Genomic DNA, 23,647 nt, shown 5'->3' on the forward strand with positions numbered 1-23,647 from the left:
TAGTCCTAAGGGAAGTATTGAAAATAAAGTTAGTTGGTACTATTTTCACTGTAAATATCCTAATATTTCTATCAGAAGAAATAATATCATTAAAAAGGAACCTAAACCATATAATCGTTAAGTTATTTTCTAGTAATTTGTTCCAGTTCCCTTTTAAAGTTAAGATTACGCCCCTAAAATCTTCCTTTTACTTTCTAACTCTAGTAGACTAATAGAGTAGGAGGGGAAGGAATGAAAAATATCTATCGCAGTTTAGTAATAAGTGCGGTTCTATTATTATTGAGCACCGCTAATGCCTTTGCAGGTACGTTTCCTGACGTTCATGAAAGTGACCGTTTTTACGATGAAATTATGTATTTGTCGAGTGAAGGAATTATTACCGGGCATGACAGTGGTGAGTTTAGGCCTGATGACAAAGTAACTCGTGCTCAGGCAGCCATTATGCTTGGCAGAGTACTTGGATATGAAGGAGAACCAACAGATACAAGTTTTCCCGATGTAAGTAAATCCAACAGGGCTTCAGGGTATATACAGGAAGCCTATGAAAATAAGATTATCTCAGGTTATCCGAATGGTGAATTCCGTCCTGACAATTATGTAACCCGCGGAGAAATGGCTATTTTTATTGCGAGAGCCTATTCTTTGACGGATGAAGAGCTGGTTCCTTTTAGTGATGTATCTCTGAAGGTAAGTGCTTATTCTTCCATTCGCAAAATTATTGCATTTGGGGTTACTGCTGGCTACCCCGATGGCAGATTTCAGCCAGGTCTTGATTTAACGCGTGCTCAGTTCTCAGCCTTTTTGGCAAGAGCAGAGAGTGAGGAGTTTAGATTATCCGTGGATACATGCGGTTATGATTCGTCTTCCAGGGTGAATCCTGATCGTCAAACAATGAACTGTTTAATGACAAAAACTGCTCAAAAATTTCAGATTCCACCTGATATTGTGAAGGCAGTTGCGACTGAAGAGAATGGTGAATGGAAGCACTTTGACGAAAACGGGGAGCCCGTAAGAAATACCGAGGGTGATGGAGGTATTGGTTTAATGCAAATAACCAATATGTCTGGATTGAGTGAGGAGCAGGTGGAGCGGCTAAAGTATGATGTCACTTATAATATTGAAATTGGAATTCAGTTCCTTCTCAATAACTTTAAACGCGGAGACTTGCCTAAGATCAATAACCATGATGCCAAACTGCTGGAAAGCTGGTATTTTCCGATTATGGCGTATAACGGGACAGTTCCTGAAAACAGTCCGTTTTATCAGGAAACTGGTTTAAGAAATGATACAGCCTATCAAGAAGAAGTGTATGCGCACTTAGATGAACCTAATAGGCTATACACGAATATTGAGCATATCCCAATGAAATCAGAGGACTTCCGTTATGATCGGAATTCTGATGAACCGATAGAGTTTTTAGTAGATCATTATGAAATGGATGAAAGTTTGCTAACTGCTTCAAAGGAGTTTTTTAAAGCAGGGGATATTGTAAAGTATGAGGGATCGGGGATTCGTTCCATCCCAAGTACAGAGGGATCATTGACTTACACGAATCCGAGTGTTTCCATGAAAATCATAAGTGCTCCTGTATATGACACAAATCCTGAATCGGTGAACAAATTTGTTTGGTACCCTGTAGAGGCAACGATTAACGGAAAATCGGTTAAAGGCTATATTGCCTCCAAATATATTGTTAAGTAAGGTCATGAAAAAAAGCAGCCGACGGGCTGCTTTTTTTATGAAATTTAAACCGGCCCCCAATTAATCAAAACTCCCACACTAAGCATAACTACCGCCATCACACACCAGATCAGGAATAGCGGGAGCATCCATTTGGCCCATTTGATCCATGGCACGCCAGCAACTGCCAAGCTGGCCATGAGCGGACCGGAAGTAGGGAAGATACTATTGGTAAAGCCATCTCCAAACTGATATGCCTGGACAGCAACCTGGCGGGTGATGCCGATCATATCAGCAAGCGGTGCCAGAATGGGCATGGATATCATAGCTTGTCCGCTTCCGGATGGGACTAAGAAGTTCAGGATTGCATTGGAAACAAACATGCCGATGGTTGCCATGATCGGAGATAAGCCCTCAAGCGGAATGGAAAGTGCGTGGACAAAGGTATCCAGGATATTGGCGTTTTCCATTACAATCAGAATGGCGCGGGCAACACCAATAATCAAAGCGCCATAGACTAGCTTTTGGCAGCCTTCAAGGAACGTCAATGCCACCTCGTTGTAGTTCATGCCGGCAATAATACCGGAAACCAGTCCAATAATGATGAAAAAGGCAGCCATATGGTTGATGGTCCATTGGAATTGGATGGTGGCATAAATGAAAAAGAGCAGTGATAAACCTACAAAACTGAGGATTAGTTTATGTCTTGCCGTAAAGGGTACTTGAAGATTTTCTTCTAAGGAAGAGTTGTGATCGGATACTCCAACAAGGCTTTTGGAAGGATCTTCGAGCACCTTTTTAGCATAGCGCCATGTGTATAAAATCGTTGCTCCGACGATGACGATGAATGCAATGATTCGCAATGCCATACCGGAGAATAAGGGGATATCTGCAATGGTTTGGGCAATCCCGACGGTATAAGGATTCAGGAATCCAACATTAAAGCCTGCGAAAGTGGCGCCGAATGTAATAGAGACGGCCACGAGTGCATCGAGCTTAAGTGCCCTGGTGATAATGAGTCCGATTGCGACGAAAGGAATAACTGAATTGGCTACGGCTCCAACCGCTCCGCCCAATGCGAATAAAATAGATACAATTGCAATTAACCAAAATTCCTTGCCTTGCGTTTTGGAAACGGCACGCAATATGCCTCCTTTGATTGCTCCTGATCTTTCAACTACTTCAAAAGCACCGCCGGCAAAAAGGACAAGAAAGATTAAGCCGCCGGATTGGACCATGCCATCCTGCAATGCAAGAAAAATATCCATAAATCCAGTGGGATTTCCTTCTGTTTCTGCATATGTTCCAGGGACTACCCGTTCCACATCATTAACCATTTCACGTTCAAAAGAGCCGGCTGGCACCAGATAGGTGGCTGCTACAGCCATTAATAGAACAAGGAAAAGGATGACATAGGTATCAGGCATTTCCCATTTTCTTTTTTGTTTTGTCTCAGTCTTTAGCTGCGGATCTGTCGTTTGTGCTTCCAATTTTCTTAAATCCCTCCAATCGATTTTCTTCCCATGTTCTTTCGGGCGGGAAGTTAGTGCATATTATAAAGTTAATATTGTGATTTTTCAAATGTTTGTAAAATTCATAATACAGGAATTTATGGAGTTAACCACTAGAGTGGTAGCGCTTCATCATGCATGATAAAGGGGTTTGACAATATGAGGTGTAAATGAATTTATAAGATAGATAAAAATTTTTATAAGAGGGATAAAGTGTTCTATAGCGCAGATAAAATGGTTTATAAGAAAGAAAAAGTGTCCTTCAAGGGAAAAAAATGAATGGCAGAAATAGTCCAAAGAAGTCTCCGAATAGATACAGAAAGAGGGACAAGGAACCTGTCCCCCTGTCCCATTCTCCTAAAAAAAGGAGATTCAAAACTCCATTAACAAAATAATGTTTACTATAAAATACTATTGAGGAAATAAATGGAAAAATATAAAATATATTTAGTAGGTCTTTATTCATAATAGGAGGGGAAATAGTGGGGAAAAAGAGATATCGGCTATTAATATTTATTTCGTTGTTCTTAGGATTAATATTATTTTCATCTACTAGTTTTGCGGTAGAGGGTAAAGAAAAATTAACAAAGGGTATTGAACAAAGGGTTGAGAGTTTAGAACTCCTTTTTGCTAATCTGAAAGAAAGCGTTTCTGGGCAGGCAGAAGAAATTTCAAATTTGAAGGATGCTAGTTCTAACAACTATAGGGACATGGAAGAACTAAGCAAAACAGTTGTTAGTCAATCCAATGAAGTTTTTGAATTGAAAAAAACAGTGGAAGACCAAAATAAATTAATCGGAGAACTAACAGAGAAAGTTTCAACATTAATGTCTGAGGTTGAAGGATTAAAGGGGCAAGAAGGTGGTTCTGAAGAGTTGCCTGATAACACCTTTGTGGTTAAAGGTAAAGTAACTAAAGAAGATGGAACTCCAGTTTCTTGGGCAAAGATAAGGCTTATAGACGACGGTGGTTATTATGGAGCATCTACAGACGAGAATGGTAATTACCAAATTAATGTAAGGGAAGCTGGAACATATCCAATAATTGTTTCTGAACAGGGCTACTTTATAGGTGTGGAAAAAGAGGTAGTAGTTTCAGCTAATTTACCAGTAATATTTGATTTAGTATTAGTAGAAGGTGGAACAATTGAGGGTGAAATAGATTATACCGATGGTATTTCTGTAGGGTATGTTTCTATAAAAGTATTAGATGGTAACGGAGCATTAATTAATAGAATTAATGTAAATGCTTCAGGTTCCTATAAAATAAATGCCCCAGAAGGAACATATACTCTACTTCTTGAAGCAAGTGGAGGAAGATCTAAAACTGAAATAGTAACTGTTAAGAGAGCACAATCAATTACTCAGAACTTTTTTTTAGCAGAATAGGTGGACGCATTACACAAAAAAAGGAAGCAAAACTTCGATGAGTTTTGCTTCCTTTTTTGTGCTTATTATTTATAAACTTTAATCGTTACTGTCTGGCGTCCCCAATTGATAGCGCGCTGCTTGTTGGAGATGAATACATCGATTTTGTTTCCTTTTACAGCTGATCCTTTATCAGCGGCAATGGCTTCACCATAGCCTGGCACATAAACCTTTGATCCAAGTGGAATGACGTTCGGATCCACTGAAATAACTTTAATATATGGGTTTTTCTTAAGGTTGATTCCTGTATAGGTAATGCCGCTGCAGCCTGCACAGCTGGCAGTATAAGCTGTCGCTTGAACCGTGATTTCTTTATAGCTTGCTGATTTTGCAGCAGTTGCTTTTTTAGTAGTAGTGGTTGTTGTTGTTTTAGCAGGTGCTTTAACTTTTAGAACCTGCTTAGGTCTAATTGTATCTGATTTTAATTTATTCCATGATTTAATTTGATTGACGGTAACGTTGTTCTTTTTAGAGATAGACCAGAGAGTATCGCCTTTTTTAACCTCGTAGGTAGTATTTCCAGCGGCGAAGGTGGCGTCAGAAAATCCAAATAATAGAAAAGCAGCAGTGCTTGCAGTTAATAATATTTTCTTTAGCATTGTATTCTCCTTTATGTTTCCTTCATAGGATTATATTAACAGTGGAAGATGACAGCCAGGTTTCAGAATTACTCTATTTTTATTACAGAAATAATATGTTATTTCATAGTTTTGTAATAATAGAGGTTCGTTTTGGTAATTAGAGGTTTTGATGTAACTGAAAGAAGCTCATATGTTTATATTAAAAAATCCTGGCTGCCAGAATCACAACTGGTTATCCGGATGGGACCTTCAAGCCTGACCGGCAGTTAATCCGCTCCGACTTCTCAGCTTTTATGGCAAGGTCGCTAGGAGAAGAATTTAAAATTAAATAATGACGAAAGATTTACCTAAAAAAGCCCTTCTCAAACGAGAAGGGCTTTTCATATACAAATGTTTATTTTTATATTCAAAGGCACCGGCTTTTCCAGGGCCGATGCCTTAGGGCGATGGTTGGTCTTGGTAACCCATAATGGTTTACCAACCAAAGCCTTACCGTACTTTATTTATAACATTGCTTGTCAAATGGCGTCGATAGTTCATACTAATTATTTTATTTACAGATTTTCCACTATGTTGGTCATACGGATACAGTCTAAGTTCCTATAAATCCGGCGTAATCCTGCTTTTGGACTTCATGGGAGATTTTGCCTCATCCTGGTTATTTGCACCTAACCCAATGGGTTTTTAAGTTAGTAAATTTGTTAAAGAAAACTCTCTCTGAGATCGGGAGGGTTTTCTTATTTTCCAAAATAGGTTCTTTTTATCTAAATTCGACAAAATCTTGTATAATAAAATAGTCCTATTAAATGGAAAATAAGTTAATTAAAGGAGAAAACTAGTGGAAGGATTTAGATGGAAGATTAGGTTATTGATATGTATTGCTTTTTTATTAATGGTATTTGCAAAAGGGGTATCTGCCGAGGAAAAGGGATTCTGGGGTGTGGCCCAGGAAAATGCAACTGTTTACGATCTGATTGATGGCAGGCAGGTAGCAATAGGAACTCTATTAAAAGGAAAAACCTATCAGGTTCTCAATGAAGATGAAAGCAATTACTATATTCCGTTTGGGAATGGTGCGGGAACGGTTAAGAAAAGTTTAATCTTAAAAGCAGTCACCAAAAGTGCCCAGCCATCAAAAGTCATACAGAAGAATTCCAATGAAGCTATCATCACAAAAACGGCTTCAGTTATCTATGACCGGACGGATAAAGCAAAGAAGGGCATTGGGATCGTCAATAAGAATATCCGTTATCCCATCTTGAAAAAGGCAGGGGACTGGTACACCGTTCAAGTGGCCGGACAGACAGGGTATATTCATAAGATGAATGTATACGAAGATCTTGGCGTTCCTGTATTAATGTATCATCATATGCTGGAGGAGCCGGAGAAGACTCCATTTAAATCGAATGCAATGGTTATTAAATCATCAGAATTTCAGCTACAAATGGATTATTTGAAGAAAAATGGCTGGAGAACAATCCTTCTGGGTGATCTGGAACGATATTTGCAGCATGAACAAAACCTGACAGGCAGGGTGGCGGTCATTACGTTTGATGATAATTATACGTCTTTGATGAAGTATGCTTATCCCATTTTAAAAGCCAACAGCCAAAAAGCAGTTTCGTTTGTGATTGGCGGAAAAACGAAGACGTTCGGGCAGCCATGGGATCCGCAGACGCTGCAATATATGGGATATAAAGAGATGCTTGAGACCATGGATATATTTGATTTTCAGCATCATACGCAAGGGATGCACTTACGAGAGAGTGATAGCAGGGTTCCATATTTGCTGTCCAGGGGCCAAGAGGAAATCGAAGCAGACCTTTTAAAAGGCATGCAGCATATTGGAAAGGTTTATGAGGATCCTGCAAGAATCAGATATCTGGCTTATCCGTGGGGACAATATAATGAAACAACGATTCAAGCCGCAAAAGCTGCTGGCATTCGCCTCGCCTTTACAACCGAGACAGGCAATGTGCTGCTTGGAGATCATCCCTACAAACTTAAACGGCAGGGAATTGGGCCTTATCATACTTTTGAAGATTTTATCAGAAAAATAGAAGGGACTTACTAAACTAAACTTTTTATCTAGGTATTTATGTCTGATAATTGTTAAATAATATCGAATATTGTTGAAAATGCAGGACAAAAGTTTTATGATTATAGTAATAGATATTGAAAAAGGCAAACTTATTGAAAGATAAGGACGCAAAGCCGCGAGTCTAAGGCCAGAAGGCTACGATCGTCGGGCTGCCAATTGATTGGAACGGATCCTGTTAATTCAAATGAAAGAGTCCGCCAATCTTTGGCGGGCTTTTAAACTCATATTTTTATAGAAAGCTGGGATTAAGTTGAAGGTGTATTATGGTTCAGTGGAATACTTTGAAAGAGAGATCATTCAGTATCTTTCAGAGGACAGGGATCAAAAGGAGCTGTCGGCAATTGCCTCCATTCTTGAAGGAGAGCTTTTGCACGACTTTATTTGTGATGAAAGGCTCCGGGAGGAATGTCTGGAGAATTTGGAATGTGCGTATAACAAGGTAAATCACCAGTATCGGGAAAACTCTACATTTGAGGCATTATGTGTGTAAAAAGATGTGCAGTCAACGGGCTGCCATCTTTTTTTGTCCCCAACAAACCGCCTACGGCAAAGGTTTCAATGAATTTACTAATATTAGTTTCACAAGAAATGATTTCCATATTTTACAACAAGCTTTTTTTCTGAAAATCTATTAATATTTATTTGATAAATATTAAGGAGGAACGTACTTGCAGCGGGCTTTTAAGGTGGTTTTAACTTTAATTCTTTTGTTGTCCATTCCGGTGCCGTCTTACAGCAATAAAGCAGAAGGGGCGACTTTGTTCCCTGATGTGACCAGTTTCCGTGAAGAGATTATCTTTTTAACTGAAAGAGGGATCATTAGCGGTTATAAAAACGGAAACTTTGGGCCAGATGATCCAATCAAACGGATTCAGGCTGTGCAAATGATTTTAAGGGAGTTGGGTGTTCCGGTTGGAGACGCGCCAGATCCTGGTTTTACGGATGTAGTCCCGGGAAGCCCTGGGTATGATGAAATTGCCAAAGCGACAGAGCTTGGCATTATCTCCGGAAAAGGGGATGGGACGTTTGATCCCCATGGGAAGCTGACAAGAGGCCAGATGGCAATCATCCTGGTCAATGCCTATAATCTGATGGGCACGTATTATACAGGCTTCAAGGATGTAGGTCCTTCCGCGAAGACCTATCCGTTCATTCAGTCGATAGCTGCCCACAGTATTACGGCAGGCTATACAGATGGAACCTTCCGTCCGAATGAAATTATGAAAAGAGCCCATTTTGCTGCATTCATGGCGCGCTTTTTAAATGAGAATTTTAAGCCGTTCAACATGACAACGGCGCCTGTACGCAGTACTGAAGATATTGCGATGCATGAGCAAAGCGTAGTGATGGTTGAGCTGTATGATGAATTCGATGAACTGGTCTCCCAGGGCAGTGGATTTATTGTGGCCAACCAGCTGGTTGCGACCAACTTCCATGTGATTGCTGGCGGATCATACGCGATAGCGGTAACGGCAGATGGAGACGAAATCGAGCTTGAGGGAGTCGTCGAATACGATGAATACCAGGATATCGCGATTTTAAAACCAGTAGACCGAATCGGTTATCCTTCCCTGCCTTTAGCCAGCTTTAGTGCAGTGAAAAAAGGGGAAAAGGCAGTCGCGATCGGCAGTCCATATGGCCTGCAGAACACGATTTCGGAAGGGATTGTATCCGGGAAGCATGTCTTTGAAGATGAAATGGGACAATCAAAAGTAATTCAGACAACAGCGGAAATCACTTTCGGAAGCTCAGGCGGTCCCCTTTTAAATATGAAGGGCTTTGTCATGGGTGTTAATTCATTTGGCTATGAAGACTTGAATTTTGCCGTTTCTACTGATTACGTCAATGAAATGACAGCAGATTATAAGCCGGTCGATTTTAAACAGATTCCTGTAGAAAGCTTTGTGGATATGCCATATGAGGAAGAATGGGATGAGGAAGAGGTAGATGAGAACCGTCCGGATCCGATTGATTTGGAGCCTATTCAGGGAACGAAGCAAACGCTGTCTGATATGTTCCTGGATGCGGTACATGATCCGGAGCTCCCTGTTATTTATGGCATTAATGAAAGCGGCGCATTAATATCGGTTAACTATGAAACGAAGAGCATTAAAAGACTTCCGTTCAGTCTGCCGGCAGAAAGCATTTTTTATGCGAATGGCGAGCTTTATGTCACCCTGTTAAAAGGGGAGCACAGCTCCTATTGGTGGGAAGAAGACCAGGAGGGTGCGGTAGCGATCGTTGATCCTGCTGCGTTCCAGATTAAGAAGTATTTTGATATTAATATAGATCCTTACGATATTGTGGCGGATGATCACTATTTCTATGTTTCATCCGGTTCGGGCCAATGGACCAATCTAATGAGCTTTGATAAGGAAACCGGCACAAAGGTGTCATCCCAGATGATCTACGAGCAAAGTGAAATCTATATGCATCCAAACAAAAATCAAATATATGCAGTCGATCCAAATACTGTGAGCCCAATGGATACCGAAGTATTTGCCATTCAGGATGGCATGATTTCACCAAGCTATGATTCACCTTACCATGGAGAATACGACTTGAATCCAAATATGAAAATATCTCCGGATGGACGCTTTCTATTCAATAGTGCGGGAGCAATTTTCAGATCATCTCCGCTAAAGACGGCTAATATGCAGTTCTATACCGATCTTGGCACTCCTTTTTATGATGTTTCTTTCAATACGGACCTGACAAAATTTTACCTGGCAATTGGTGACCGTGTTTATGTCTATGATTATGAGAGCTTTGAGCTTATTAAAACCTATAGCATGAGCGGTGAAGGCTATTTCCTATTCAACCACAAAGGCAGCCTGGTCGTTCTGGGAGAAGAACAGTCACCAACAACCGGTGTATGGAAAACGTTTATTATGAAATCGGATAATGTGCAGTAAGGTAAAAGGCAGAGGGGTTCTCTGCCTTGTTTTTTTGCAGTCAGGGCCTCTTAAAAGGTTATGTGCTTTATATTTTTTTACACTAGTAATCAACTTGTCCATACAGATGAACTCCTCCTTGCATAAAGTAGTAATTATAACTCTAAGGAGGAATATTCTTGAGAAAGAAACTTTTAACTACTAGCTCGGAAAGTTTAATGGAAGATTCATATCCTTACCAGCTGTATCAAAAGGCAAAAAAGTTTGGCGGCTGGAATCCTCGGCATATCAATTTTTCACAGGACCAGAAAGACTGGAAAACATTATCTAGTAAACAAAAAGACTGGATTCTAAAACTTCTTGCGCAATTTCAGGGTGGGGAAGAAGCGGTTACCATTGACTTGCTCCCATTGCTTTGGGTGGTTGCGGGAGAAGGAAGGCTGGAAGAGGAGATGTTCCTCACTACCTTTTTAAGCGATGAAGCTAAACATACTGAATTCTTTCGCCTGGTGTTAAATGCTATTGGTGAAAAAGGCGATCTTTCCCACCTGCATTCTGAATCCTATCGCAGATTATTTTATGAAATTCTCCCCGAAACAATGGAGCGGCTATGGCATGATCAAACCCCAGAGGCAATAGCTGACGCAGCGACAGTGTACAATATGTTTGCTGAAGGAGTATTAGCTGAAACCGGATATAAGTCATTTTACGATGGACTGCAGATGCTCGGTAAAATGCCTGGACTTCTAGAGGGAATTGGCTACTTAAAGAAAGATGAATCAAGGCATATTGCATATGGAACCTATCTTCTTCAGCGCTTGATTTGTGAACATCCTCATCTGTTTGACAGGGTGGTTAAGAAGCTTGAGGAATTGGCGCCTCTTGCTATTTCTTTAAATGCAGAGGGACTTGTTGGGGATGGGGAAAAAGTAAATGAATACAGATCTGAAATAAAGAAATACTCGGAAAAACAGCTTATGGCAAGAATTGAGATTCTTGCGCGGGCAAAGGGACAGACAATCGATGAAATTTATCGATCCGGAGGAAACTCAAATCCGTAAAAAGGACAATCTCCAATTACACGATGATGACTTTACAAGGAACTAGAAATAGATGATGAATAATTTAATCATGATAGATTGTCATACAGCTACAGGCAGAGAGATTCTCTGTCTTTATTTCTATAAAACGCGGCACTTGACCGAGCTTTCAACGCATTAGTGAATACATCTATTAATAATCATAATTCGACAAAATTCGGGTGGTACCTGGTACCATTCATTTTATATTGACCCAAAATGATGGAGGTTATATAATTAAAAGTGTAAAATTACACTTTAAGGAGAAGGATAATGGTTAAGCTTTTTAAAGCGATTATTGCCATTTTACTGTTTTTATTGGTTTGTTTCATTTTGTTGAAGGTTAATTTCTATCATTATCATATATTAGCCGATGAAAGGATAGCGAAAGTAATAAAGCTTCAAGGTGCAGCGTTATCGGAGAGTAAAGAGGATTTAGACACTTTTAGTTACCATCGGGGCAGATGGGAGAAAAACTATTATTTTAAGGATGATCCAGGCATTAGATATACATATTATTATGATAGATCACAAAATGAAGTGAGGGTTTTCGGAGATTATAAAAATATGTCATTGGATCTCGCAAACAAAAAAGCTAAATATCCTTTATTAAGGGTTGACTTTAATGGAGATGAGATTGGAAATATTGAAGAGCACTAAGAATCCACGAAAAGGACTGAGAGGAGTCCTTTTTTATTTGGCGAAATTCTAAGATTGGTTCGTAAGAATAGCCTGGACTTATTTACTAGACTATTAGGAAAATATTAGGGTTCCGAAATTTAAGGTCTTAGTTATTTACTATCAATTATTATCTGAAATATTAGAAAAATTAGTAAACTGTGTTAATGTTAGTTTGTTAAATATTGGAGATAGGAGGAGGCGGAAAGGGTAGTTTCGGTCGATATTCAAATATAAGGGAGGCTAAAAGGTGAAAAGTTTAAGCAAAAGTATTCTGTCTCTAACGTTGGCTGTTGTTTTGTTTGTGGGGATATTATTTGTAGGGTACCCTCAAACCGGCCAATCAAAGGAGAAAACCAAACAGGAATTTGATTTAATCCTTCAGGATGGCACGATTATTGACGGTACAGGTTCCAAGCGCTATAAAGCTGATATTGGAATAACCGACGGGTATATTCAATCGATTGGAAACTTGGACGGAGCAAGTGGAAAAAGTGAGATCAATGTGTCAGGTAAAATTGTTTCTCCAGGGTTTATTGATATGCACAGCCATGCCGATACTGACGTGCTTACTACAGCAAAAAGTTCATTAACCCAAGGGGTTACGACTGAAATGATAAGTCCGGATGGAGGAGGCCCGGTTGATCTTTCCTATATGTCCGAGCTGGAAGAAAAGGGCCTGGCCATCAATGTGGGAAGCTATATTGGATTTAATTCGGTTTGGGAAGAGGTAGTGGGGTATGACGATCGCCGTGCCACTCCTGAAGAAATTTCCGATATGCAGTCACTGATCGAAACAGCCCTCCAAAAAGGAGCCTGGGGAATTTCTGCAGGTTTATTCTACGCTCCCGGGAACTATGCAAAAATACAGGAAGTCATTGATGTTGTAAGTGTTGCCGAAAAGTGGAGAACGAATTTTCCGAATCACATCCGAAATGAGAATTATCACGTTCTCGAGGCAACCGCTGAAACGATAGAAATAGGTGAAAGTGCAGGAATCGTCCCGGTTATTACCCATATGAAGGTAATGGGTCCGAGCAACTGGGGGAAATCTGTGGAAACGATTAATATGATACAGGATGCCAATAAGCGGGGAACATTTGCTGCTGCGGACCAGTATCCTTACTTGGCCAGCCAAACAGGCTTAACTGCGATTGTGCCTCAGTGGATACAGGATGGCGGCCGTGAAGAGATGCTTAAGCGCTTTGCGGATCCTGCCATGCGCACACAGATTGAAGAGGAAATTCATGCTACTATTGCGAGCCGGGTAAGAGATGCCGCTGATGTCTACTTCCCGACAAAGCAAACAACGTTAGGGGATATAGCCGCGGAACAAGGTGTTTCACCTGGAGAAGCAACTATGCAGATCCTTGAACAAGAAGGAAACATAAGAACCATCTATTTCTTTGGCCACCAAGAGGACTTTGAACGGATACTTAAAAACCCTACGACCGCCATTGCTTCTGATGGAGGAGCAACTGTTTCAAGCAGCACTCATCCGAGAAGGTATGGAACTCAGCCTAGGGTTTTAGGAAAGCTTGTAAGAGAAGATGGGTTATTATCTTTGGAAGAAGCTGTTCAAAAAATGACAGGCCTTCCTGCCAATATCATTGGAATGGTTGACCGCGGATTTATTGCTGAAGGAATGGCAGCTGATATTACTGTATTTGATTCCAATACAGTAACTGATAAGGCTACATTTGATAATCCGAAGCAGTATGCGGAAGGTATTGAGTATGTGATTATAGATGGGCAGTTTGCCATAAAGAACGGTGACATAACTGGCGTACAGGCAGGAAAAGCTCTGAAGCGCAGCTATGACATGCCAAGCCGCCCAATGAGCCTCAATGAAGCTCACAAAGTTTCTGCCAAGGGACAGCTCGTTAATGATAAAGTTCAAGGACCAAAGATTAATATTACGGTTGAGCAAAAAGCCGATCAAACACAATCAAAAGCAAAGCTCCAAATTATCGACAAAAAGAACAACATCCATATAAAACTAGATGAACTTGGATTCCTTCAAACCTATAAAGGCTGGGCGAGCTTTACAGGGACCGCTAAAATAAAGGACTCCGAAAGATCCGTCCCTGTTCTAGTTACTGTTGATGAGGAGGATCCGTTCACTGGAAAAGAAACAATTCGAATTAAGATTGGTGAAGAATATCAATACAGCGGTACTTTGAATGGAGAATTAGAGGTAGATTAATAATTAAGTATAAAAGTTAATTGTGTTACCACTTAAGGCAGGGAGATTCTCTGCCTTTTTTCTTTTGTGAAAAATAGAATCATTCGACAAAATTCGGGTGGTACCTGGTACCCCCATATTGCACCAAAATTAGTAGTTCTTTTGTTGGGTGGGTCTACATAAGTATAGTTGTATATACGACTTAGAGGATGGGGGAGGTTAATGAGGTTAAAGTATAGGGTGGCTGCTGTGACTGGGGGAGCGAATGGGATTGGGGAGTGCGCCTGCTTGCTGCTCAATAGGTTTGATGGATAAAAAAACACGAATACGAGAGGGCTTTCTTATATGACGGATGCAAGGACATTTGGCAATTCTCAAGTTCCAATCTATATCCAGATATCGCAGGATTTACGTGAATTGATTTTCAATGGACATTATCAGGAAGGAGATCAAATTCCAACTGAAGACGAAGTTGTCATGAAATATGGAGTCTCAAGAATGACTGCTCGAAATGCTGTGACTGAACTGGTTAATGAAGGCCTGGTCTATCGTGTTCATGGCAAGGGTGCGTTTGTTGCCAGGACTAAACTCCAGCGCAGCTTAAATAAAATCACCGGATTTCATGAAGATATGATCGAAATAGGCTTAAACCCAAGTTCAAAAATATTGAAGTTTGAAAAGAGAACTCCTACAGAGAAGGAGTGCCATAAATTAAATATCCGTAAAATGAACAAAGTCTTTGAAATGAAACGGGTGAGATATATTGAAGGGGTTCCTTACGGGTTTCAAGAGTTAATTGTACCTGAATATCTTGTTCCAGACTTAGTCACCCTGGATTTGGAAAAAGAATCTCTATATTCACACCTAAAAGAAATTAATAAACCAATAAAAAGTGCAGAGCAGCGAATGGAAGCTGTCACTAATTGTGAGGTGGCAGAAAAATTAGGAATATCAAAGAATATCCCTTTCTTCTTTTTCGATCGCACTTCTTACCTGGAGGATGGAAGACCCGTAGAACTTTTGCATTCATTTTTCAGAGGGGATAAATTCTCCTATACGATCAATCTTTCAAATTAGCTTTCTTTCATTTCAACAGTTGTATAGACAATTATATGTCTTTTTAAGCCCAATAGGAAAGGGGAATGGATTTTTGAATTTAAAAGGATATGCTCTTGAGATGTTCCGTTCGGAGCTTGAAGATGCAGTTGGCCCGGAAAATGTTTTGGATATTGTGACAGATGCAGAGAAGGATTTAGCCATCGATCAGTATTGGCTTACTTATATGTGGAAGCAAAAAAATGAAGATCTGCCAATGCCTTATTTTATTGTCAGGCCCGCTGAGACAGAAGAGGTCTCAAAGGTAATGAGAATTTGCAATACCTATAAGGTGCCGGTTGTGCCAAGAGGAGGGGGTTCCGGGACACAGGGCGGAGCAGCCACTATGTATGGAGGAATCTTATTAGACGTAACCAGAATGGATAAGATCATTAATCTTGATGAAACGTCTTTAGTGTTAACGGCACAGCCGGGCATTAACGGCCGTGTTCTTGAAAATAAACTAAATAAACACGGATTAATGCTTGCCCATTATCCATCGTCGGTGGATATGGCAACATTGGGCGGGTACCTTGCTGCAAGGGGCTCCGGTGTCATGTCAACGAAATACGGAAAAGCCGAGGACATGGTTTTGTCAGTAGAAGTGGTACTGCCAAACGGAAAAGTGGTTGAAACCCTTCCTGTTCCAAACCATGCGAGCGGTCCAGGTATGCTCCAATTATTTGTGGGATCAGAAGGAACCCTGGGTGTCATTACAAAAATTCGTATCCGGGTTGACCCACTTCCTGAAACGCGCCTGTTTAGAATGATCAAATTTAATAATATCCATGATGGGATCGAGGCAGGAAGAGAAATCATGCTATGTCGCCTTAACCCGGCAGTTATTAGGCTTTACGATCCGGGATCAAGTAAAAAGTCTTTAAAAGGAACCGGTTTGGATGCAGATGGTGTCAATATGGTTTTGATGGTCGATGGATTCGCGGATATGGCTGCTTTACAAATGAAAAAAGTCATTGAGATATGCCAGAAAAATGGCGGTACTGATTTAGGGGAAGAGCCTGGAATATATTGGTGGAATACCCGTTATGACTTCTACAGACCGCCGCTGCAGCCATCGTATCCGCTTTTATACGGAACGGTAGAAACCATCACAACCTATGACAAAATCCATAAGCTTTACGATGAGAAGAAACGACTGGTAGAAGAGAAATATAAGGAGTGGAATGCTGAATATATGGCACACTTCTCTCATTGGTATCCATGGGGAACTATGATTTACGATCGCTTTTATATAGCAGATCCCCCAAAAGATCCAAAAGAGCTATTCAGGCTTCATAACCAAATCTGGGCAGAGTGTTCAAGGGTTAATCTTGAAAATGGCGCACTATTAAATGAACATCACGGAATAGGATTTAAGCTGGGGTGGCTCATGCCGGAACTGTATGGTGATATGTTCGATGTCCTTCTGGATATTAAAAAAGTAATCGATCCGAAAGGGATTATGAATCCGGGCAAGCTGGGCTTTGGGTACTGGTAATAACGTGATCAAATAGAAAAATAGCTTTAGAAATAAAAAGGGAGAGAATGCAATGAAGGCCTTATTTTACAAGGGACCCAATGAACTGGCTGTTAAGGATGCCGGGATACCAGAGATTGGGCCGGGAGAAGTATTGATTAAGGTAGCCTATACGGGAATTTGCGGCACAGACATGCTGGCATATCACGGTGGAATGGAAAAACGGGTAAAGCCGCCCGTTATTTTGGGGCATGAGTTTTCCGGAACAATCCATGCTGCAGGCAGTAATTGTACCTTTAAAGCGGGGGAAAGGGTAACCGTTGAACCATTGATCACTTGTGGCGAATGTAACGGCTGCAGGAGCGGAGAGTATAATCTCTGTACAGCTTTAAATCTGATTGGAATTGATAGTGACGGTGGGATGGCTGACTTTATTAAAGTACCTGAATCAAAGGTATATAGACTTGAAGATCCCATAACCATGCAGGAGGGTGCGCTGGTAGAGCCGCTCGCTGTATGCGTCCATATGGTCGAAAAAGCGAATATAACTCATAATCAATCTGTCTTCATTGCAGGCGGTGGGCCAATCGGGCTTATCACCGGTCTAGTTGCGCAGCTAAAAGGCGCAAGGGTCATTATCTCGGAAATTAATCCGTTTCGGATTGAAATGGCCAGCCATTTTGGATTCCAAACGATTAATCCAATCGAGCAAAATTTAGATGAAAAATTAAATGAACTAACAAACAATCAGGGTGCGGATGTATCGATTGAAGCGACAGGAACGAATGCAGGTCTTGTTTCCTGCATTGAAGCGGCACGTATAAAGGGTACGGTGGTACTTGCCGGCCTGCCAAAAAAGAATGCAGATTTCGACACGTATAGAATCATTGCCAAGGAATTAAATATAACAGGAACTCGCGTTTATAAGAGAGAGGATTATATTCAAGCTATCGAGCTTCTTAAATCCAAAAAAATCGATTTAACATCTTTAATTACCAGGGTTGTTTCATTAAAGAAAGCGGCAGAGGAAGGCTTTCAATCTATCGATCAGGGTGACGATGTCATTAAGATCCTCATTTCAATCACGGATGGGGAAGAAAAGATATGAAGCACCAATACGTATTGGGAATTGATCATGGTTCAGGCGGATGCAAGGTAACGTGCCTTCGATCCGACGGAAAGATCTTTTCCGAAGCATACGTCTCATATCCATCTCTATACCCCTTTCCCAGATGGGTGGAACAGGATCCGGAAATGTGGATTAAAGCAGCGATTGAAGGAATTTCAATGGCAACAGAAAATTTTGGGCAGAATGATCGAAATAATATTGTAGCTCTTAGCTTCACTGCACCGCATCATGTAGCTGTTCTGCTTGATAAAGACAGGAATGTAATCCGTCCGGCCATCATGTGGAATGACCAGCGCTCAGGGGAGCAGTCTAAGCAGCTGAGTGAAGAGTATGGAGAGAGAATATATGACATTACTTATAATGCTCCCAATCCTACTTGGACGTTAAGCCATCTTTTATGGCTAAAACAGAATGAGGCCGATCAGTTTAATAAGATAGATAAAATCCTCTTTATGAAGGATTACGTTCGATTCCGTTTTTCTGAACATATGGCGACAGATTATATCGAAGCAGAAGGCTCATTACTATTTGATATTGAAAAACGTGATTGGTCCAGCTTCCTGCTATCATTGGTTGATCTAAATGCAGGCATGTTCCCGCCAGTTCTGTCACCGACTGATCAATGTGGAACGATATCCGGCAAAATGAGGGAAGTGCTGGGTCTTTCTAATAAGGTGAAGATTATTACAGGAACAGCTGATACAGCAGCTGAAGTATACGGATGCGGAACTGTAAAAGCTGGCGATGGAGTTGTGAAGCTGGCTACGGCAGGGAACTTCACGATTGTTTCGGATGATGTCACCAAAAACGATAAGCTGACAACCTACCATCATTTAGTAGATGACCTATTCTATCAAAATAGTGCCACTAATTTTGCTGCAGCCTCTTTCCGGTGGTTTAAGGAAAATTTTTATCAGGAGTTTGAGGAAAGTTTAAATGGTAGACCTATATATCCGGAGATTATGAGAGAGATTGAGCTAATTAAACCTGGATCAGAGGGACTGATTTTTCAGCCTTATCTAAATGGGGAACGATCTCCACACTGGGATCCCCTTTTGAGAGCAAGCTTCTTTGGATGTACTGCACGCCATTCAAGAAGCCATTTCGCAAGAGCTGTATTAGAAGGAGTTGGTTTCTCCCTTAAGGATTGCAGTCTGCAATTCTCAGATAAACAAATGAACAAAATGCGGATCATCGGTGGTGGCAGCAAGGGCAGAGGCTGGGTTCAGATTATTGCGGATATCTTGAATGTTGAGCTGGAAATCCCGGCATGCAGTGATGCTTCCTATGGGGCAGCGTTAATTGCAGCGACAGGAATAGGGTGGTTTACAAGCTTAAAAGAAGGGGTCCTATCAGCCCAAAAGGTGACTGATAGCGTCCTGCCAATAAGAGAAAATCAAAAGGTTTATGAAGAGCTGTTTTCCATTTATCAGGAGCTGCATAACCGTACTTATGATCTCTCACATAGGCTGGCCCAAATGTGATCAACAATATCTGAATATTTAAAAAATAAAAAAAGAAAAGGGGACAAAAATGAGAAAAAAACTGTTTTTCTTAACCATCATCGGTGTTCTGGTTTTAGGTCTGCTTTCTGGATGTTTAGGCTCTTCTTCTGAACCATCTCCTTCAGATGGAGAAAAAGGCGGTGGTGATAAAGAGGATTACGTGATTAGGGTTGCTTCGACTGAAACGGGACCGGAAACAATGGAAGTTCTGCAGAATGCCGGTAAAGAGTATGAAGAGGAATTTGGAATCAAAGTAGAAGTGGAAGCGGTACCTCTTGCTGATATTTTTACTAAAATAAATGCCACATATGGGACATCAGCTCAGTATGATGCTTTTCTGACGGGTTATATTGGACACATCTCCATTTTGGAGGAGCAGGGAAAGGTGGCTCCGGTGGACGATATTATTGAAAAGATCGGCGGGAAAGAAGATTTTTACAACGGGCATATTTTATTCCCGATCAAAGGCAAAACATATTGGATTCCATATGACTATAACCTGGCATATGGCTACATCCGAACAGACTGGTTAAAGGAAAAGGGATTATCTGTTCCAAAGACATGGGAGGAACTGGTCCATGTAGCTAAGGAATTTACGGATAAAGAAGCAAACAAATATGGTTTAATGATGCCATTAAAGTCAGATGGTGCAACAAACTGGGTGACAAGCAGCTTATTATGGGCAAATGATGTGAGAATTTTTGATGACAACTGGAATGTCATTTTAGATTCCGAGGAAATGAAACCAAAGGTTGTTGAATCTCTTAACCTGTTAAAAGAGCTATTTCCGTATATGCCGGCAGAAGCTGCTAAGGCATCCTATGCGGAGCTGACTGAAGCATTTATTGCCGATCAAGTAGGAATGACTTTCTATTCTGGAAGACTTGTTGATATTTTAGATCAGAAAAATCCAGAGTTGGGCAAGAATTTTGAAGTGTTCGGCATTCCGATGAAAGACGGGGATGGCGTCGCTGCATCGCTTGGTTATGACTCCATAGCCGTATTAAATTCAGAACATACGGATGAAACAAAGAAATTTGTTGAATGGTTCTATAAGGAAAAAATCAATGAATTCCTTCATACATTTGGTGTTCACTACTTCCCGGCACAGGAATCCATTTATAACAGTGAGGAATGGCGTTCAGATGAAGTGATTACAAAGTATTGGGAGACAGGTGTAGAGCCACAGTATGAACTGTTGAAAAATGCTGAGCTTCATTCCATTGATTCAGATGGTCCTGAAACGGATGCCCGTCCGGGTGAAGTCTTTGAAGCCTTCTTAATTCCAAAGCTGTTCCAAAAGGTAACATTGAATAATGAGGATCCAGAGAAAGCGGTGGAGGAAATTGCCGATGAGATTCGTGCTCTGGTTGGTGAGTAAGTAGGGTGCTGAAGCCGGGCATGCCGCAGGGATGCCTGGCTCCCTATCAATATAGGAGGGGGTTCACATCGAAAGGAGAATTACAAAAAGAGATATTCCTTTAGTGCTGCTTTTTTTGATACCCGGCATGATCATCTTTGCACTGGTGACGATTATACCTTCCGGGTTCGCAGTCAGTTATAGCTTATACGAGGCAGCGAGCTTTGTAGGTGTGCCAACATTTGTTGGATTGGATAATTATTTAACATTATTGCAGGACCAGCGTTTCTGGCGAGATTTATGGCAAACCTTCGTGTATGCTTTTGGTTCTGTGTCTCTGCAAATAGTAGTGGGGATTGTCATTGCATTAGTTCTGAATCAGTCTTTTAAAGGACGGGATTTTTTAAGAGGAGTTTCGGTCGTCCCTTATATCATACCGGTAATTGTTGTAACGATGGGCTGGGAGTGGATTCTTGATACGAATTTTGGGGTTGTTAACCACTTTATATCCTTTATGGGGCTGGAAAAAGTTCAGTTCTTATCCATTGACCTAGCCATGCTTACTTCTATTCTTTTGTCTGTTTGGACGTGGACACCCTTCGTGACTCTTGTGTTTCTCTCAGGACTGCAGACAATCCCTCAAGACCTGTATGAGAGTTCCACATTAGATGGTGCCAATGGCTGGCAGCAGTTTTGGTTTATTACTCTGCCAATGTTAAAGGACTTATTAGTTACGATCGTTCTCCTGCGGGGTTTATGGATGTTTAATAAGTTCGATCTGGTGTGGCTGTTAACTGGGGGAGGTCCGCTGGAAAAAACAGAAACCTTGCCTATTTATATCTATTTAAAAACCTTTAAGCTCAATCAAGTTGGCTATGGGGCAACGGTTGCCATCTCTTCTGCCATCATCATGATGATTGTTATGTATATTTACTTGAAAGTCACAAGCAGTTCTCCAAAGGTAAACAAAAGGAAGGTCAGGTCAGCTAGTATCCAAAGAGAAGAAAGATCTCTCGAGGGGGATGGGAAAATATGAAAAAAAGCCTTCGTTCCAGGATAACGCTCTATATACTTGCTTTTTTGGTCTTTGTTTATTCATTTTTTCCTATTTACTGGATTACCATATCACCATTGAGGGGTGTTGAAGGATTTTTTGAATCCAGTGCTTCCTTATGGCCGACTGCCTTTGATTTGACCTTCTTTGTGAACATATGGAATGAGACGAATTTTCCAGTTTATTATAAAAATAGTTTTATTGTAGCAGGTTTTACAACTATAATTACGATTATCTTTGCCTCTTTGATCGCCTATGTGCTGACGCGTTTTAGTTTCCGCGGAAAAAATTTATTACTGAACAGCATGTTAATCGGATATATGCTTCCGCCGATGCTTCTGGCAATTCCGTTACTGGGCATTTTCATTTCATTCGGTATTGAAGATACTTTATTTGGATTAACTATATCGCATATTGCCATAACCTTGCCTTTTGGAGTCTGGATGTTAAATAGCTTTTTTAAAACGATTCCATTTGAGCTGGAAGAGAGTGCCTGGATGGATGGGGCCAGCCGCTTTCAGGCCTTATACCGTGTGATCATGCCCCTCATCATTCCAGGAATCATTAGTGTGGGCGTATTTTCTTTTATTGTTTCGTTTACTGACTATACATTTGGGCTGATGATGGTATCTTCCGAAGGAAACAAAACAATTCCTGTTGGGCTTGCCGGAATTAAGGAATCAACGTCCCTGCAGCGTGGAGAATTGCTGGCGGGAGCGGCAATGATCATTGTTCCTATGGTGATCTTATTTTCATTTGTCACCAAGTATTTTATAAGAGGTCTAACATCAGGCGCGGTAAAAGGATAATACTTTTATATAGTTAGCATTCAGGGAGGGATTCCTACGTTTGAGTTGGATGTGAAAGATTTAAATGTGGTCATTACAGGGGGAAGCAGCGGTATCGGACTTTCAATATGCAAGGCATTTCTCTCAAAAGGCGCTAATGTCTTTAATTGGGATATCAATGAATCAGCAGATTTAGCAGGCTTCTTCCCAACTAATTACTGCTTCTCGCGGGTCGATGTTACAGAGGAGGAAACGATCAAAAGGGCTGTTAGGAATCTGCCAGATCAGATTGATGTGCTTGTAAACAATGCCGGTATTATCATAAAGTCCCCTTTGGAATCGATTGAAAGTGAAGAATGGGATCGAATATATGATATTAATGTTCGTGGAACCATGCTGACAGCAAAGCATCTGACCGGGAAATTGAAAAAATCGGGGAGAGGCAGGATTATTAACATCTCTTCCATGACATCTAAAATAGGGCTGGAAACTTATTCCCTCTATTCATCGACAAAAGCAGCTGTTTCCAATTTGACTAAAGTGTGGGCAGCTGAGTTAGCGGGTGATGGGATTACGGTGAATGCCCTTTGTCCCGGCTGGGCCGATACACCAATGAAGGAAAAGCTGATACAGGGGATAGCTAAGATGCACTCTCTTCAGGCTGATGAGGCAGAGAAGGCGATCTTAAGCTTTGTTCCTCAGCGAAGATTTATCCAAACGGATGAAATAGCCTTTACCTGCCTGTTCTTAGCAAGCACGCTTGCAAAAGGAATAAGTGGACAAGAGCTATATTTGGACACTGGATTGACGAGTACGTTTAAGACGGGCTTTCACCTAAGCGGTTAATAGAATGAAAAATCCCAAAAGACAGAGAGATTCTCTGTCTTTTTTCTTATGATATAGAACGGCAGGCTTACTATAAAAAATCCAAGCAGTTAAAGGGAGCTATATATAATAGAAGAAATTCGACAAAATTCGGGAGGTACCTGGTACCAATAACCTATCTCCGTTATAGTCCTATAATCCTGTTTTTGAATAATTTACAAAATTTTATAAATATCCAATTGTACAGTTCCTAGAGTAGTGTTTAACTAGTATTGGAG

Annotated in this window: 19 protein-coding genes and 1 riboswitch; of the genes, 17 read left to right on the plus strand and 2 right to left on the minus strand. The window is 40.8% G+C overall.

The window, feature by feature from the left end; all coding sequences use genetic code 11:
- The first annotated feature begins 231 nt into the window (after positions 1-231).
- Positions 232-1,701, plus strand: a complete 1,470-nt coding sequence (locus AC3ZVC_RS05855; RefSeq protein WP_490067033.1) for an S-layer homology domain-containing protein — start codon at positions 232-234, stop codon at positions 1,699-1,701.
- A 44-nt stretch (positions 1,702-1,745) separates the two neighbouring features.
- Here AC3ZVC_RS05855 and AC3ZVC_RS05860 read toward each other — a convergent pair whose 3' ends face one another.
- A complete protein-coding gene (locus AC3ZVC_RS05860; RefSeq protein ID WP_490067035.1) occupies positions 1,746-3,170 on the minus strand; it encodes a YfcC family protein in 1,425 nt (474 codons plus the stop codon).
- A 503-nt stretch (positions 3,171-3,673) separates the two neighbouring features.
- Here AC3ZVC_RS05860 and AC3ZVC_RS05865 point away from each other — a divergent pair.
- Complete coding sequence (locus AC3ZVC_RS05865) at positions 3,674-4,579, plus strand: carboxypeptidase-like regulatory domain-containing protein (RefSeq protein WP_490067037.1); 906 nt, start codon at positions 3,674-3,676, stop codon at positions 4,577-4,579.
- 65 nt (positions 4,580-4,644) lie between these two features.
- On the opposite strand, the gene AC3ZVC_RS05870 is transcribed toward AC3ZVC_RS05865, so the two are convergent.
- The gene (locus AC3ZVC_RS05870) at positions 4,645-5,217 is read right to left on the minus strand and encodes a 3D domain-containing protein (protein ID WP_490067039.1); all 573 of its coding nucleotides are present in this window, start codon (positions 5,215-5,217) and stop codon (positions 4,645-4,647) included.
- A gap of 191 nt (positions 5,218-5,408) precedes the next feature.
- Between AC3ZVC_RS05870 and AC3ZVC_RS05875 the strand changes: the two genes are divergently transcribed.
- The 15 genes from AC3ZVC_RS05875 to AC3ZVC_RS05945 all read left to right on the plus strand — a co-directional run bounded on the left by AC3ZVC_RS05875 (position 5,409) and on the right by AC3ZVC_RS05945 (position 23,390).
- Positions 5,409-5,531, plus strand: coding sequence for an S-layer homology domain-containing protein (locus AC3ZVC_RS05875; protein WP_490068844.1), 123 nt, complete (start codon positions 5,409-5,411; stop codon positions 5,529-5,531).
- Positions 5,532-6,037: 506 nt separating this feature from the next.
- Positions 6,038-7,273, plus strand: a complete 1,236-nt coding sequence (locus tag AC3ZVC_RS05880) for a polysaccharide deacetylase family protein (protein WP_490067042.1) — start codon at positions 6,038-6,040, stop codon at positions 7,271-7,273.
- 99 nt (positions 7,274-7,372) lie between these two features.
- Positions 7,373-7,457, plus strand: a riboswitch (cyclic di-GMP riboswitch).
- Between the two features lie 93 nt (positions 7,458-7,550).
- Entirely contained in the window at positions 7,551-7,790 is a 240-nt protein-coding gene (locus tag AC3ZVC_RS05885; protein ID WP_490067043.1) for a hypothetical protein, read from the plus strand.
- 178 nt (positions 7,791-7,968) lie between these two features.
- Positions 7,969-10,215: an S-layer homology domain-containing protein gene (locus AC3ZVC_RS05890; RefSeq protein WP_490067044.1), complete on the plus strand. Its 2,247-nt coding sequence runs from the start codon at positions 7,969-7,971 to the stop codon at positions 10,213-10,215.
- A gap of 158 nt (positions 10,216-10,373) precedes the next feature.
- Entirely contained in the window at positions 10,374-11,255 is an 882-nt protein-coding gene (locus tag AC3ZVC_RS05895) for a R2-like ligand-binding oxidase (protein WP_490067045.1), read from the plus strand.
- Positions 11,256-11,546: 291 nt separating this feature from the next.
- Positions 11,547-11,933, plus strand: coding sequence for a DUF3139 domain-containing protein (locus AC3ZVC_RS05900; RefSeq protein WP_490067047.1), 387 nt, complete (start codon positions 11,547-11,549; stop codon positions 11,931-11,933).
- Positions 11,934-12,201: 268 nt separating this feature from the next.
- Entirely contained in the window at positions 12,202-14,157 is a 1,956-nt protein-coding gene (locus AC3ZVC_RS05905; protein ID WP_490067050.1) for an N-acyl-D-amino-acid deacylase family protein, read from the plus strand.
- Positions 14,158-14,481: 324 nt separating this feature from the next.
- On the plus strand, positions 14,482-15,213 hold the full coding sequence (locus tag AC3ZVC_RS05910; RefSeq protein WP_490067053.1) for a GntR family transcriptional regulator: 732 nt from the start codon (positions 14,482-14,484) through the stop codon (positions 15,211-15,213).
- 73 nt (positions 15,214-15,286) lie between these two features.
- On the plus strand, positions 15,287-16,729 hold the full coding sequence (locus tag AC3ZVC_RS05915; protein WP_490067054.1) for an FAD-binding oxidoreductase: 1,443 nt from the start codon (positions 15,287-15,289) through the stop codon (positions 16,727-16,729).
- Positions 16,730-16,781: 52 nt separating this feature from the next.
- Positions 16,782-17,816, plus strand: a complete 1,035-nt coding sequence (locus AC3ZVC_RS05920) for a zinc-dependent alcohol dehydrogenase (RefSeq protein ID WP_490067055.1) — start codon at positions 16,782-16,784, stop codon at positions 17,814-17,816.
- Positions 17,813-19,321: a xylulokinase gene (locus AC3ZVC_RS05925; RefSeq protein ID WP_490067058.1), complete on the plus strand. Its 1,509-nt coding sequence runs from the start codon at positions 17,813-17,815 to the stop codon at positions 19,319-19,321. The genes AC3ZVC_RS05920 and AC3ZVC_RS05925 overlap by 4 nt, the downstream gene beginning before the upstream one ends.
- 49 nt (positions 19,322-19,370) lie before the next feature.
- A complete protein-coding gene (locus AC3ZVC_RS05930; RefSeq protein ID WP_490067060.1) occupies positions 19,371-20,723 on the plus strand; it encodes an ABC transporter substrate-binding protein in 1,353 nt (450 codons plus the stop codon).
- 103 nt (positions 20,724-20,826) lie between these two features.
- Positions 20,827-21,738 (plus strand): carbohydrate ABC transporter permease, encoded by a 912-nt coding sequence (locus AC3ZVC_RS05935; RefSeq protein WP_490067061.1) that lies wholly within the window; start codon positions 20,827-20,829, stop codon positions 21,736-21,738.
- A complete protein-coding gene (locus AC3ZVC_RS05940) occupies positions 21,735-22,565 on the plus strand; it encodes a carbohydrate ABC transporter permease (protein ID WP_490067062.1) in 831 nt (276 codons plus the stop codon). Before AC3ZVC_RS05935 ends, AC3ZVC_RS05940 begins: the two co-directional genes overlap by 4 nt.
- A gap of 51 nt (positions 22,566-22,616) precedes the next feature.
- Positions 22,617-23,390: an SDR family NAD(P)-dependent oxidoreductase gene (locus tag AC3ZVC_RS05945; RefSeq protein ID WP_490067064.1), complete on the plus strand. Its 774-nt coding sequence runs from the start codon at positions 22,617-22,619 to the stop codon at positions 23,388-23,390.
- Positions 23,391-23,647: the final 257 nt, after the last annotated feature.

Source organism: Cytobacillus sp. C11.1 (assembly GCF_058145115.1).